General features: G+C 73.1%; 14 protein-coding genes. 3 read left to right on the top strand and 11 right to left on the bottom strand.

Annotated elements, in window-relative coordinates; all coding sequences use genetic code 11:
* Positions 1 to 36 precede the first annotated feature (36 nt).
* The 8 genes from G9Q37_RS00260 to G9Q37_RS00225 form a co-directional block, all read right to left on the bottom strand.
* Positions 37 to 1,209 carry a helix-turn-helix transcriptional regulator gene (locus tag G9Q37_RS00260; RefSeq protein WP_166222878.1) on the bottom strand — a complete coding sequence of 391 codons (1,173 nt, stop codon included), beginning with the start codon at positions 1,207 to 1,209 and terminating at the stop codon, positions 37 to 39.
* A gap of 89 nt (positions 1,210 to 1,298) precedes the next feature.
* The gene (locus tag G9Q37_RS00255) at positions 1,299 to 1,934 is read right to left on the bottom strand and encodes an NrsF family protein (protein WP_166222875.1); all 636 of its coding nucleotides are present in this window, start codon (positions 1,932 to 1,934) and stop codon (positions 1,299 to 1,301) included.
* A gap of 30 nt (positions 1,935 to 1,964) precedes the next feature.
* Positions 1,965 to 2,519 carry a sigma-70 family RNA polymerase sigma factor gene (locus tag G9Q37_RS00250; protein ID WP_240936460.1) on the bottom strand — a complete coding sequence of 185 codons (555 nt, stop codon included), beginning with the start codon at positions 2,517 to 2,519 and terminating at the stop codon, positions 1,965 to 1,967.
* An 82-nt stretch (positions 2,520 to 2,601) separates the two neighbouring features.
* Positions 2,602 to 3,117: a DoxX family protein gene (locus tag G9Q37_RS00245; RefSeq protein WP_166222868.1), complete on the bottom strand. Its 516-nt coding sequence runs from the start codon at positions 3,115 to 3,117 to the stop codon at positions 2,602 to 2,604.
* A complete protein-coding gene (locus tag G9Q37_RS00240; RefSeq protein ID WP_166222865.1) occupies positions 3,114 to 3,899 on the bottom strand; it encodes an HvfC/BufC N-terminal domain-containing protein in 786 nt (261 codons plus the stop codon). The genes G9Q37_RS00245 and G9Q37_RS00240 overlap by 4 nt, the downstream gene beginning before the upstream one ends.
* On the bottom strand, positions 3,896 to 4,774 hold the full coding sequence (gene bufB / locus G9Q37_RS00235) for an MNIO family bufferin maturase (RefSeq protein ID WP_166222862.1): 879 nt from the start codon (positions 4,772 to 4,774) through the stop codon (positions 3,896 to 3,898). Before bufB ends, G9Q37_RS00240 begins: the two co-directional genes overlap by 4 nt.
* 25 nt (positions 4,775 to 4,799) lie before the next feature.
* On the bottom strand, positions 4,800 to 5,111 hold the full coding sequence (locus G9Q37_RS00230; RefSeq protein ID WP_166222859.1) for a BufA1 family periplasmic bufferin-type metallophore: 312 nt from the start codon (positions 5,109 to 5,111) through the stop codon (positions 4,800 to 4,802).
* Between the two features lie 156 nt (positions 5,112 to 5,267).
* Positions 5,268 to 6,164 (bottom strand): LysR family transcriptional regulator, encoded by an 897-nt coding sequence (locus G9Q37_RS00225; RefSeq protein WP_166222856.1) that lies wholly within the window; start codon positions 6,162 to 6,164, stop codon positions 5,268 to 5,270.
* A gap of 106 nt (positions 6,165 to 6,270) precedes the next feature.
* Between G9Q37_RS00225 and G9Q37_RS00220 the strand changes: the two genes are divergently transcribed.
* Positions 6,271 to 7,305, top strand: a complete 1,035-nt coding sequence (locus G9Q37_RS00220) for a Kelch repeat-containing protein (RefSeq protein WP_166222853.1) — start codon at positions 6,271 to 6,273, stop codon at positions 7,303 to 7,305.
* 1 nt (position 7,306) lies between these two features.
* Here G9Q37_RS00220 and G9Q37_RS00215 read toward each other — a convergent pair whose 3' ends face one another.
* Genes G9Q37_RS00215 through G9Q37_RS00205 form a run of 3 tightly spaced genes read right to left on the bottom strand, consistent with a single transcriptional unit; the run spans position 7,307 to position 10,838 of the window.
* On the bottom strand, positions 7,307 to 7,756 hold the full coding sequence (locus tag G9Q37_RS00215; RefSeq protein ID WP_240936459.1) for a (2Fe-2S)-binding protein: 450 nt from the start codon (positions 7,754 to 7,756) through the stop codon (positions 7,307 to 7,309).
* A 16-nt stretch (positions 7,757 to 7,772) separates the two neighbouring features.
* Positions 7,773 to 10,046, bottom strand: coding sequence for a xanthine dehydrogenase family protein molybdopterin-binding subunit (locus tag G9Q37_RS00210; protein WP_166222847.1), 2,274 nt, complete (start codon positions 10,044 to 10,046; stop codon positions 7,773 to 7,775).
* A 12-nt stretch (positions 10,047 to 10,058) separates the two neighbouring features.
* Positions 10,059 to 10,838: a MipA/OmpV family protein gene (locus G9Q37_RS00205; RefSeq protein ID WP_240936458.1), complete on the bottom strand. Its 780-nt coding sequence runs from the start codon at positions 10,836 to 10,838 to the stop codon at positions 10,059 to 10,061.
* Between the two features lie 256 nt (positions 10,839 to 11,094).
* On the opposite strand from G9Q37_RS00205, the gene G9Q37_RS00200 reads away from it, so the two are divergent.
* Together G9Q37_RS00200 and G9Q37_RS00195 are read left to right on the top strand one after the other, a co-directional pair.
* Positions 11,095 to 11,760 (top strand): response regulator transcription factor, encoded by a 666-nt coding sequence (locus G9Q37_RS00200; protein ID WP_166222841.1) that lies wholly within the window; start codon positions 11,095 to 11,097, stop codon positions 11,758 to 11,760.
* Positions 11,757 to 13,148, top strand: a complete 1,392-nt coding sequence (locus tag G9Q37_RS00195) for an ATP-binding protein (RefSeq protein ID WP_166222838.1) — start codon at positions 11,757 to 11,759, stop codon at positions 13,146 to 13,148. Before G9Q37_RS00200 ends, G9Q37_RS00195 begins: the two co-directional genes overlap by 4 nt.
* Positions 13,149 to 13,151 lie beyond the last annotated feature (3 nt).

The following is a 13,151-nucleotide window of genomic DNA, read 5'->3' as shown; positions in this document are numbered from 1 at the left end:
AAATGGGAGGTTCGGGGCCGCGGGCTCAGGGTGCGCTCAGTGCGGGCGCAGCGGCGTGGCGAGCTCGCGCTGCAGGCGCGCGACCAACTCGGCCTGGCGCCGCACGCCGGTCTTGTGAAACACCCCTTTGAGCCGCGTGCGCGCGCTGCCGTAGGTCAGGCCCAGGCGCTCGGCGGCGTGTCGCAGGCTCAGGCCATCGAGCAGCGCCTCGGCCAGGCGCGCCTCGGCGGGTGTGAGCGCATGGGCCTGGCGCAGCCAGTCGGCGCGCGAGGGCGGCGGGTCGTGGGGCGTGCCCGAGAGCGCCAGCAGCACGCAAGGCCGGTGCGATTGCGCCGACGACAGCGGCAGCGCCAGCCCCGCCGCCTGCACGCGCAAGGGCAAGCCTGCGCCCGTGCGCGGCAGCACCAGCGTGTCGGTGGACGCTGCCAGGCCGCCGGGCCGCGGTGCGTGCGCCTGCAACAGCGCCGCCAGCGCGGGCTGCCAGGCGGGCCGGGCCGCCTGCACGCGACCCTGCCGGTACACCAGGGCGTCGGCCTGCGCGAGCGTTTGCAGCGCGGCGCGGTTGCCGTGCACCAGCGCCCCATCGGGCGTCACGATGAGCACGCCGCCGTGCAGGCTGTCGAGCGCGCCGGCCAGTTGATCGCGGCGCAGCGCCGCCGCGCCCAAGCGCTCGCGGATGCGCAGTGCGCGCGCGAAGTGGCCGCTCAGGCGCTCGAACAGCTGCACCTCGCGCGCGCTGAAGGTGGGCAGATCGGGCGCGCGCAGCAGCGTCACGTTGACGATGCCGCTGCGCTCGTTGGTGAGGGTGTTGCCCAGGCTGTAGCGAAAGCCCTGCGGGCGCATCCACTCCTGGTAATACGCCGAGCGGTACAGCACGCCGCGCTCGCGGGTGTAGGCGTCGAGCCGTTCGTTGGTGCGCACCATGCCCAGCCGGTGCAGCGCCTCGGAGTGCACGTTCCAGGGGTTGTCGGGCGCAAAGTACAAGCCATCGAAGCAGGCCATCCAGTGCGGCGTGATCCCCGCCAGGTGCGCCTGCGTGAGGCGGCGGGTGTCGAAGTCGAGCACGTAGAAGGTCTCGGCCTCGGTGCGGAAGCAGGTCTTGAGGTGTGCGAGCACCGCGGGCCAGTGCAGCGGGTCGAGCGCGGCGTCGTAGATCGCCGAGGTGAGGGCCTCGGTGGCCCGGTGCATGAGGGCGGCGGCGCGGGACATGCGGCGTTTTACCCCATGTGCTCACCCCGTGAAAGGCCGCCCGACGGCGCTGCTCCCCCTGCCCTGCGCACGCGGCCGGGCGCGCGGGCTCACCAGCGCAGCAGCCGCGGCCCCAGCAGCGCCCCGAGCGCGCCGCTCAGCAGCATGCCCAGCGTGTACCAGAGCGCGACGAAGGGCAGCGCGAGTTCGGTGCACGACAGCGCATAGCCCAGCGCCCCGAGGCTGCCCGCGAACAGGCCGGCGCCGGCCCCGGCCAGCACCGGTCGCGTCGGCGCGAGCCCGCGCAGGGCCCAGAAGGCCGCGGCCAGGGCCGGCAGCGACAAGGCCATCACGTTGAGCGAGCAGCGCGTCCACGAATGGCCCAGCAGGCCCGGCAGGCGGCTCGCCGCCGGGCTCGCGAGCCAGCCCGCGAGCCCCACCAGCACGGCCGCCACGAGCACGGCCGCCACCGCCAGCAGCGGCCCGCGCCAGCGGGGCACGGGCCGGCTCAGGCGGATCACCAGCCAGCCGGTGCTCACGCCCATGGCGCCCGCGTAGACGATCTTGAACCAGGGCGCGACCTCGCGGTACAGGCCGGCCGGGATCAGGCCCAGCAGCCAGGCCGCCAGCGCGATGCTGGCCAGCAGGCCCAGCACCGCACCCGGCCACAGGCGGCGCCAGGCCTGCGCCCGCGGCGCCGGGCCCGCGCCTTGCGCGAGCAGAAGGATCAGGTCATCGGTCTTCATGGGGATTCGCTTCCGGTGTCGTCGGCCCGTTCACGATCGGCGCACCCGATCGGCCAGGCGCTTGAGGCCGCGGTGCACCTGCACCTTGATCGCCGATTCGCTGGCGCCCGTGCGCACCGACACCTCGGCCACCGACAAGCCCTCGATCTTCGTCAGCACGATGGCCTCGCGCTGCGCCGCCGGCAGGTCGGCCAGCAACTGGCTCAGGTCGCGCTGCGCGCCTTCGTCGTGCGCGGCGGCCACGAGCTGCGCACCGTCCACATCGTCGATCGGGTCGTGCAAGGCGTCCTGCCGGCCGCGCCGGCGCCAGAGGTCGATCAGCTTGTGGCGCGCGATCGCCAGCATCCAGGCCGTCACGGGCACCTGCGGATCGTAAGAGCCGCGCTGCAGGTGCAGCGCGAGCAGGGTTTCCTGCACCAGGTCCTCGAGCTCGTCGGGCAGCGACGCCATGCGCCGGCGCAGGTGCTGGCGCAGCCGCATGGCCATGCGCTGCAGGGCTTCGCGGTAGGCCGCTTCGTCACCGGCCTGGGCGCGCAGCCACAGCGGTCGCAGCGCGTTCTCGAATTCGTCGGGGGCGGCACTCAATCGGGGGCGGGCGTGGCAAGGGGCCGGCGCATTGTCGAGCGGCGGCGCCGGCCAGGCAAATGCGGCCACGCGGGCCGAGGTCTCAAACGCCATGGTCGCGCACCGCCCGGGCCAGCACGTGGTCGACCGAGCACCGCCCCGGCCCGCGCAGCACCAGCATGAGCAGCACCGCGGCCCACAGCCCGTGGATCGGCCAGGCCCCCGGGTAGACCAGCAGCTGGATCACCGCCGTCATGCCCAGCAGCCCGAGCGCCGACAGGCGCGTGGCCAACCCCAGCAGCAGTGCGATCGGCAGCAGGTGCTCGGCCCACGCGGCCATCAGCGCGGCCGCCTCGGGCGGCAGCAGCGGCAGCGCGTACTCGTCGCGGAACAGGCCGACGGCCTGCGGCGCCAGGTGCGGCCAGCCCCACTCGAACACGCCGTCCACCAGGTCGACCGCAAAGCCCTCGACCTTGGTCTGGCCCGAGCGCCAGAAGGTCGCGGCGATCGAGATCCGCGCCAGCAGCGCCAGCAGATCGCCGGGCCAGCGCGCCGCCTCGGCGCGCGCCTGCCAGCCCCCGGTGAACACGAACAGGCGGTGGGTCAGCGTCGGCTTCATGGAAGGTCTCCAGGCGGTGCATGCCCCGCGATGGCGCGGTGGCGGATCAACAGGGCGAGGCAGGCCGCGAGGTCGACGCCCGCGGCCGGCGCGGCCAGCGCGGCCTCACCCAATGTCTGCCCCTGGGCCAGCCGCTCGACGAAGGCGGCCGCGGGCGGCGCCAGCCGCAGCACCAGCACCGCCCCGTCCCGCGCGTCGTCGCGCAACACCAGCGCGGCGTCGGCCCGCTCGTGCACGGCCAGGTCCGCGGGCGGCTCGGCGCCCTGGTGGGCGACCCACAAGTCCACCACGCCCCAGTCGAAGCGCAGCACCTGGCACGACGGGTGCAAGGTGAAGCGCGTCCGCGCCAGCCGCTCGGGCTGGGCGCACAGCGCTGCGAATTCAGGAGCGCTCGACGCGGGCGCATCGCCCGCGGTCCAGGCGATCGCGCGGGCGCGCTCGAGCCGCGCGAGATCGGCCAGCCAGGGCCAGACCGAGGCGGCGTGCGGGTGCGCGCGCACCCAGGCATCGAAGCCCTGGCCCCAGGCCGACAGCACCGGCGAGCGCGGCGGGTCGTCGTGCACATAGGCTTTGGCGAGGGCATCGAAGGTCTCGGCGCCCAGCGCCTGGCGGCACACGGGCAGCGTGTCGCCCAGCGCCTGCACCAGGCCCGCCACAAAGGTGTTGCGGTGCACGTTGAAGCGGGTCCGCACGTCGGAGCCGTTCCAGGCGCACAGGCCGGGCGGCGGCGGCAGTGCGGGCGCGCGCAGCGCGGCGGCAAAGGCCGAGAGCAGCGCGCTCACGGGTCAACCTCGTCGGGCACGGGCAGCGCCGCCATCAGCGCCCGGGCCCGCCGGGCCTCGGCGCTCAGGCGCGCCAGCGGGGGCACGTCCTGGTCGCGTTCGATCAGCGTGGGCACCGGGCCCAGCAGCGCTATGGCCTGCCGGTAGAGCGACCAGACCGCTTCGGCCACGGGCGCGCCGTGGCTGTCGATCAGCAGCGGCGCGCCCTGCGCATCGGCATCCACCGCATGGCCCGCGAGGTGGATCTCGCCCACCGCGCCCGCGGGCAGACCGCGCACCAGCCGCTCGATGAAATCCGCCGCGTCCTGCCCCTGGTTGACGGCGCTCACGTGCGCGTTGTTGACGTCGAGCAGCACGCCGCAGCCGGTGCGCCGCACGACCTCGATCAGAAAGCCCGCCTCGTCCATGGTGGAGCGCGCGTAGGCCAGGTAGGTGCTCGGATTCTCGAGCAGCAGCGGGCGCCGCAGGCGCGTCTGCACGCGGTCGATGTGCGCGCAGACGCGGTGCAACGTGGGCCGGTCGTAGGGCAGCGGCAGCAGGTCGTTGAACCAGAGACCGCCGTGGCCCGACCAGGCCAGGTGCTCGGAGAACCAGCGCGGCTCGTGGCGCTGCAGCACGCGCGCGAGCCGCTCCAGGTGCTGTTCGCAGGGCGGCTGCGCGCCGCCGATGGACAGGCCCACACCGTGCACCGACAGCGGCAGCCGCTCGCGCAAGCGGTCGAGCCGGCCCAGGCGCGGCCCGCCGTCGACCATGAGGTTCTCGGCGTGCACCTCGACGAAGCCCACGTCCGCCGCGCCGGCCTCGCCTTGCAGCAGGGGCAGCATGTGCTCGTCCTTCAGGCCGATGCCGGCCAGCGGCTGCGCGTTCATGGGCATGGCGCGGCGTGCGGGGCGTGCGGCCTCAGGCCTTCTTCTCTTTGAACGCCTCGAGTTGGCCAAAGCCCGTGGGCGAGGTCTTGGACACGGTCTTGGTGCAGGTGCCCTTGGCCACCTTGGACCAGGCATTGCCCTGGTGGTCCACGCGCGAGGTGCCCGCGCAGGTGGTGCCGGGGCCGGCGGCGCAGTCGTTCTTGCCCTTGAGGGCGACGCCGAAGCACTTCTCGGTGTCGGCGGCGGCCTGGGCGTGGGCCGCGGGCGTGGCCGCGATCAGCAGGGCGGTGCCGAGCGCCAGGGCGAGGGTGGAGGCGACGGTGGACGAAACAGCGGTGGACATGGGACAGGCTCCTGAAGGTGGCCGGGATGGCCGTTGGGGGTGTGCGGCCTCGCCCGCGGGGAAGCGGGCGGGCCGGACAGGGAGCCTGTCGTCGCGGTCTCGAAAAAGGTTACAGCGGCCGGTGCGCCGCTCATCGCCGGCGCCGGGAAAGCGGCGTCAGCGCACGCGCCGCACGCGCGCGAAGTCGATGAACGCGCGCAGCGCGGCCGACACGTGGCGTTGCCGCGGGAAGTAGAGAAAGGGCTGGCCCAGGCCGGGCGACCAATCGTCGAGCAGGCGCACCAGCGCGCCCGCCTCGATGGCGGGGCGCGCGTAGTGCTCGTTGACGTAGGCAATGCCGGCCCCGGCGGCCGCCGCCTGCACCGCGATCACCGCGTCGTTGAAGGTGAGCGGGCCCTCCGGGTTGACCCGCACCGAGCGGCCCTTCTTGCGGAACACCCATTCAAACAGGCCGCCGCCCTGGAAGCGCCGGCGGATGCAGGCGTGCTCGGCCAGCGCGGCCGGCGTGAGCGGCGCCGGCCGTTGCGCGAGGTAGGCGCGCGACGCCACCACCGCGTACCGCTGCGGTGGCCCGATGGGCACCGCCACCGCGTCTTGCGGCAGGTCGTCGTCGAAGCGCACGCCGGCATCGAAGCCGCTGTGCACGATGTCGATCTTGGCCGCCTCGGCGACCAGCTCCAGCTCGATCTGCGGGTGCAGGCGCTGGAACTCGGCCACCAGCGGCGCCAGCACGAACTGCGCGATCGGTGCGGGGGCGTTGATGCTCAGGCGGCCCATGGGCGTGCCGCGGTGCGCGTTGATGCGTTCAATGGCGCCGCGGATGCCGTCGAGCGCGGGGGCCAGGGGTTGCAGCAGCTGCTCCCCCGCGGGCGTCAGCGCCACGCTGCGGGTGGTGCGGCGCAGCAGTTCAACGCCCAGGCCCTGCTCGAGGCGGCGCACCGTCTGGCTGACCAGCGCCGGCGACACGCCGCGTTCGAGCGCCGCGCGGCGGAAGCTGCGGTGGCGCGCGACCGCCGCGAACACATCCAGGTCACTCAGGGGGACACGGAACATTGTTTGGCATGGCTAATGAATCTGTTCAGCATTGTGCAGCTGGTTCTGGCGCACCGGCTTGCCTAGCATCGGGCACCGCCCCTTCAGGCATCACCGGAGACCCTTCATGCAACGACGCGACGCCCTGCGATGGGCCACCGCCCTGGCCACCACGCCCCTGCTGCGCCCCGCCCTCGCCCGCGCCGACGCGCCGCGCTGGACCACCGCGGCCGCGCCCTCGCTGGCGCGCCAGGAGCTTTACCCCGAGGTGCTGGATGGCCGCCTCTACGTGGCGGGTGGGCTGCTCAACCCCAACACCGGTTACTCCGCGCACTTCGAGTCCTACGACCCGGCCACCGACCGATGGACGCGGTTGGCCACGCTGCCCGAGGCGCGGCACCACATCGCGCTGGCCGCCACGGGTGGACAGATTCACGGGGTGGGCGGGTTCAGTGGCGGGTTCCCGAACTGGCGGGCGCAAGCCGAGACCTGGGTGTACGACCCGGCCACCAACCGCTGGCGCGACGGCGTCGCGCTGCCCTACGCGTCGGCCGAGGGCGTGCTGGCCGGCCTGGGCGGCCGCCTCTACCTGGTGGGCGGCCGGGTGCGCGAGGACGACACGGCGCGCCATTTCAACCGCCACGTCGACACCGCGCGCGGCCTGGTGTTTGACCCCGCGCGCGGCGGCTGGTCGGCCATCGCGGACGCCCCGACCGCGCGCAACAGCGCGGCCAGCGCGGTGATCGAAAACCGGCTTTACGTGGTGGGCGGCCGCCAGGCGCTGCGGCAGCCCGACGGCTCGCTGCGCCAGGTCAACGTGGCGGCGCTCGAGGTGTACGACCCGGCGACCGGTCGCTGGTCGGTGCGGGCGCCCATGCCGCAGGCGCAAGGCGGGCTGGCCGCCGCGGCCCACGGCGGGCGGCTGTACGTGTTCGGCGGCGAGCAGTGGGTGCCCGAGCAGAAGGTGTTTGCCGAGGCCTGGGTCTACGATCCCGCGGGCGACCGCTGGAGCGCCCTGCCGCCCTTGCCCACCCCGCGCCACGGCCTGGGCGCGGCCACGCTGGGCCAGCGCATCCATGTGTTCGGCGGCGGCACCCGCGTCGGCGGCGACCACGCGAGCACCGTGCACGAGGTGCTGGTGCTCGGCGAGGCCAACAGCTGACTCAGAGCGAGCGCGACGCGAGGTGGATGGCCGCGCGGATGCGCGGGTAGGTGCCGCAGCGGCAGAGGTTGCCGCTCATGGCCGCGTCGATGTCGGCGTCGCTGGGCGCGGGCTTGCTGGCCAGCAGCGCGCAGGCCGACATCACCTGGCCGCTCTGGCAGTAGCCGCACTGCGCCACGTCGATCACCCGCCACGCGGCCTTGACCGCGCGCGCCTCGGGCGTGTCGATGCCTTCGATGGTGGTGATGCGCCGGCCGACCGCGGCCGACACCGGCATCGAGCACGACCGCACCGCCTGCCCGTCGAGGTGCACGGTGCAGGCGCCGCACAAGCCCTTGCCGCAGCCGTACTTGGCGCCCACCAGCCGCTGTTCGCTGCGCAGCGCCCAGAGCAGGGGGGTGTCGGGGTCGGCGATGACGTTCACCGCCTGGTTGTTGATGTTCAGAAGCATGGTTTTCATCCTGGGTTCAGGCCAACGAAAGGGGCAGGCGGCGCAGCCGCATGCCGGTGAGGGCAAACACCGCGTTCGACACCGCCGCGGCGATCGGGGGCGTGGACACCTCGCCCACGCCCTCGGGCGGCTCGCTGCTGGCCACGATGTGCGTTTGGATCGCCGGGCACTCGTTCATGCGCAGCGGGGGATAGCCGTCGAAGTTCGATTGCCGCACCTGGCCGCCCTCGATGTCGATGCGCCCGTGCAGGGCCGCCGACAGGCCATAGACGATGCCGCCCTCCATCTGCTGGCGCACCAGGTTCGGGTTGACGGCCAGGCCGCAGTCGACCACGCAGGTGACCTCGTGCACGCGGATGCGGCGCTCGGGGCCGAGCGACACCCGGGCCACCTGCGCGACCACGCTGCCGAACGACGCGTGCAGGGCCAGGCCCAGCGCCTGTGGCGCGCCGTCGGGGGCCGGCGGCAGGGGCTTGCCCCAGCCGGCCAGCTTCGCGGCGGTGTCGAGCACGTTCAGTTGGCGCCGCTTGCCCGCGAGCTGGGCGCGGCGGAAAGCGACCGCATCGGTGCGGGTGGTGGCGGCGAGTTCGTCCATGAAGCTTTCGACGAAGAAGGCGTTGAACGAATGGGCCACCGAGCGCCAGATGCCCACCGGCACCGGCGACTCGAGCATGGCGTGCTGCACACGCATGTGATCGAACTCGTAGGCAATGTCGGACGCCCCGTCGCGCGTCACCGTCATCAGCGCGGGCTGGCCCATGCTGGAGCCCGCCAGCCGGTAATGCCAGGCATTCACCCGGCCCGAGGTGTCCACCACCGCCTCGCAACGGGCGGCCATGGCGGGCCGGTAGTAGCCGTGGGTCATGTCCTGCTCGCGGGTCCACATGAGTTGCACCGCGCGCCCGGGCACGGCGCGGGCGATCTGCGCCGCCTGGGCAATGCAGTCGGTGAAGGTCTTGCGACCGAAGCCGCCGCCCATGAGCTGGGGATGCACCCGCACCCGCTCGGGTTCGAGGCCCAGCACCTCGGCCACCACGCCGCGCACCACCGCCGGCCCCTGACAGCCCACCCACACCTCGGCGCTGTCGCGGTCGAAGCGCACGGTGCAGTTCATCGGCTCCATCGCGGCGTGCGCCAGAAAGGGCACCTCGTAGCGCGCGCCGACCACCGTGCCACCGCCGCGCAAGGCGGCATCGACATCGCCCCGCTGGTACAGCACCGTGGCCTCGTCGCTGTCGAGCGCGCGTCGCAGGGTGCCGATCACCTCGGCGCTGTTCGCCCCGGCGGCGTCGCCCGGGTTCCAGTCCACGGCCAGGCGCTCGAGGCCGCGCAGTGCGCCGTGCGGCGTGCTGGCCACCACCGCCACGCCACCGGCGGTGTGCCCGCGCCCGGCCATGCCGCCGGGCTGGGGGTCCAGCACCACCACCGCGGCCACACCGGGCAGCGCCTCGGCGGCCGCCTTGTCGACCCGCTGCACCGCGCCACCGAGCACCGGACACAGCCGCGCCGCCGCATACAGCAGGCCATCGGGCATCAGGTCCATGGCATAGACCGCGGTGCCATCGGCCTTGCTGGCGGCGTTGATCTGCGGCAGCGGCGTTCCGATCAGGCGGAACTCCGGCGGTGTTTTCAGGCGCACCGACCCCGGCAGCGGCAGGCCGGCGGCGGCCTCGGCGAGCTGCCCGTACGACAGGCTGCGCCCCGAGGCGTGCACCACCCGGCCCAGGGTGGTGCGGCATTCGCCCACCGGCACCGACCATTCGCGGGCCGCGGCCTGCCGCAGCATTTGCCGCGCCGACGCACCGGCCTCGCGCATGGGCAGCCATTGGTCGCGGATGCTGGTGGACGCGCCGGTGATGGCCAGGCCCGGCAGTTCGCGCGCGAGCTTGCGCAGCAGGTGATCGGCCACCGGCGCGAGCAGGCGGCCCTCCTGGCGCGGGTCAAAGGTCTCGGCCATCTTGGCGGCGATCGCCTGGTTGTTGTAGATGCGGTCATCGAAGGCCGGCACCACGCTCACGCGGTCCATGTCGGCGTCGAGCTCTTCGGCCAGCAGCATGGCGATGCCGGTGGAGATGCCCTGGCCCATCTCCATGCGGCACAGCGACACCGTCACCGAATCGTCGACGCCGATGGTCACCCAGCCATTGAGGCGGTGGCTGCCGGCGGGGCCGTCGGGCGGCGTGCCGGCCACCAGGCGCTGGCGGGGCGGCGCGGCCAGCCAGCCGATGCCCAGCACCCCCGCGGTGCCCACCCCGGCCAGCACGAAACGTCTGCGCGTCAGTTTGCTCATGCGGCACCCCGCTCAGAAGCGATAGAAGTAGCCAACGCGCACCCCGCTGACGCGCGAGCGGTCCACCAGCGGGCTGTCGGCAATGGCGCTGCCCAGGCGGGTGCTGCGCAGGTCGAGGAACACGGTCTGCTTGGCATCGAGGCGGTAGTCCACGCGCAGACCGGCCTCCACGTTGGTGGCGGCTTCGCCCCCGTAGGCCGGGCGGCCGGCGGTGGCCTCGGCCGCACCCACGCCGTGGTAATAGCCCACGTACTCGCGGTCGAGCCGGATCGCGGCGAGCCGCGGCGTCACGCTGAAGGCGCCGAAGTCGAAGCGGCGATCGGCCTGCAGGCGGAACTGGCGACCCTCGCTGTGGCTGGACGCATCGCCCATGAGCTCGGCCGACAGGTTCAGGTAGGGCGTCTGCCAGATCACCTCGCCACCCAGCCAGATGCCGTCCTCACGTTCGGCCATGCCCGCCAGCGCCGCACTGTCCGAGGGCTTGTAGCCCTCATCGCTGTAGCGGGCCTTGAGCCGGAAAGCAAAAGGACCGGCCGAAGGCAGCTTGAGTTCGGCGCTCGGGCCCATCACACGAACCCAATGGTTCTCGAAGTACACCAGGGGAATGCCGGTGCTCGCGTTGTCCACGCCGCGGTAGGGCTGCTGGCGCACGTCGGCCCCGAGGCCGATGCCCCACCGCGACTCGCCGCGCGGGATCTCGGCCTCCTGGGCGAGCGCCGGTGTGGCGGCCAGCGCAGTGCACAAGGCCAGGCCGGTGAGGCCCGCAGCGGCCGCGGATTGGTGGCCGGACAAGGGGCGGAAGGGGTTCGGGGACCGTGTCATGAAAGCAGACTCCAAAGCGATGAACAGGGAAAGGTCGGGCGGCACCGGCGTCGGTGGCCGCGCAGCGCATGCTGGTCAAGCGGCTTTAAAAAGTTGTTATCCGAATGAAGGACTCATGAAGCGCACGCCACCCGGCGGCCGCCCGCGCGCCGCGTCTTCATCCGGTCTTCATCGCGTGCGCCCACAATCGCGGCCTCGCGCCCCTGGCCCCTGGAACACCGACAACATGCACCTGCTGCTCGTGGAAGACGACGCCATGCTGGCCGACGCGGTGTGCGAGGGCGCGCGCCAGAACGCGTGGCAGATCGACCACGTGGGCGATGCCGCCGGTGCCCGGCTGGCCTTGAGCGACCACGCGTACACGGCGGTGCTGCTCGACATCGGCCTGCCGCGCGAATCGGGCCTGACGGTGCTCAAGGCCATGCGCGAACGCTACGACGTCACGCCGGTCATCATCCTCACAGCGCGCGGCCAGCTCAGCGAACGCATCCAGGGGCTGGACGCGGGCGCCGACGACTACCTGGTCAAGCCGTTCCAGGTCGACGAGCTCTGGGCGCGCGTGCGGGCGGTGATCCGGCGCAGCCAGGGCCGGGTGGTGCCGGTGTTCACCTACCGCGACATCCAGGTCGATCGCAGCCGCCGGCTGGTCACGCGCGGCGGTCAGCGCGTGTCGCTGAGCGCGCACGAGTACCGCACGCTGATCGCCCTGCTCGAACGCCCCGGCCACGTGGTCACGCGGGCGCACCTCGAGGACGTGGTGTACGGCAGCGGCGGCGGCATCGAGAGCAACACGATTGCGGTGTTCGTTTACCAGCTGCGCCGCAAGCTCGGCGAAGACCTGATCACCACGCTGCACGGCCACGGCTACATGATCGGCGAGGCCCCGCCATGAAAGGGCCCACCAACTCCTTGCGCGGCAACGTGCTGCGGGCGCTGGTCGTCACCATCCTGGCCAGCTGGGCCGTGGCGCTGGTGGCGCTCTGGTTCTTCCTCAAGCAAACCGAAACCAGCATCGCGGACAACGGCCTGCGCAACTTCGCCACGCACATCCTCCGGGCCATCCCGGCCCACGCCGACGATCGCGCGGCGGGACCGGGCCTGTCGCCCAAGCCCAGCACCTTGTCCGACGACCCCAAGCTGGCGTTTCAGGTCTGGAGCGACCGCACCCGGCTGATCGCCGCGACGCCGGGCGCGCCCGCCACCGCCCTCAAACCCGATTTCGCCAACGGCTTTGCCAGCCTGGTGGTGGACGGCCAGCGCTGGCGGGTGTACTCGGTGTCTGATGGCGGCCAGCGCAAGCACGTGCAGGTGGGCCGCCTGCACCGCGAACTCGACGCCGAGTTGCGCCAGAAGGCCCTGGTGTTCATGGGCCTGCTCACCACCCTGGTGTGCTTTGCGGGCCTGATCACCTTTCTGGCGGTGCGGCGTTCGCTGCGGCCGGTGGCCGAGCTGGAGACCACCTTGCGTCAGCGCGTGGCCTTCGACCTCACGCCCCTGGCCACCGACCACCTGCCCAGCGAGCTGCGGCCGCTGGTGGCCTCGTTCAACCGCGTGCTGACGCAGCTCGACGAAGCCGTGGAGAACGAGCGCCGCTTCATCGGCGACGCCGCGCACGAGCTGCGCACCCCGCTGGCGGCGCTGCAGACGCAAGCCCATGTGGCGCTGCGGGCCCGCACCGCGCCCGAGAAAGACGCGGCGCTGGTCAAACTGGTGGCGGTGGCCGAGCGCAACACGCGGCTGTCCGAGCAGCTGCTCGACCTGGCGCGCCTGAACGCCGGTGAGCGTGCGCCGCAGCGCGAACGCGCGGACCTCGCGGTGCTGGTGCTGCACGTGGCGCGCGAGTTCGAGATCGTGGCCGAGACCCGGCAGCGCTCGCTCACGCTCGACCTGTCGCCCGCCCCGCTCGACTGCAACATCGACGAGGTCGGCATCCTGCTGCGCAACCTGGTGGACAACGCGCTGCGCTACACCTTGCCCGCGGGCCGTGTCCGGGTGCGCTGCGCCCTCGAGCCCTCGCCCCTTGGCGAGGCGGCGTGGGTCGAGGTGGCCGACGACGGACCCGGCGTGCCGCCCGACGAGCGCGAGGCGATCTTTCGCCGTTTCCACCGGCTGCCCAGCAGTGGCGGGCGCGGCAGCGGCATCGGGCTGTCGCTGGTGGCCGGCATCGTGCGCCTGCACGGCGCCAGCCTGAGCACCGGCACCGGCATCGACGGCCGCGGCTTTGCGGTGCGGGTGCGGTTTGCGGCGTTGCCCGACGAGACCCCCAGGACCGCGGCCTGAGCC

This window comes from Hydrogenophaga crocea, assembly GCF_011388215.1.
GTDB classification, from domain to species: Bacteria; Pseudomonadota; Gammaproteobacteria; order Burkholderiales; family Burkholderiaceae_C; genus Hydrogenophaga; species Hydrogenophaga crocea.
Note: the sequence above shows the minus strand (reverse complement) of the source record. Positions and strands in the feature narration are given on the sequence as shown.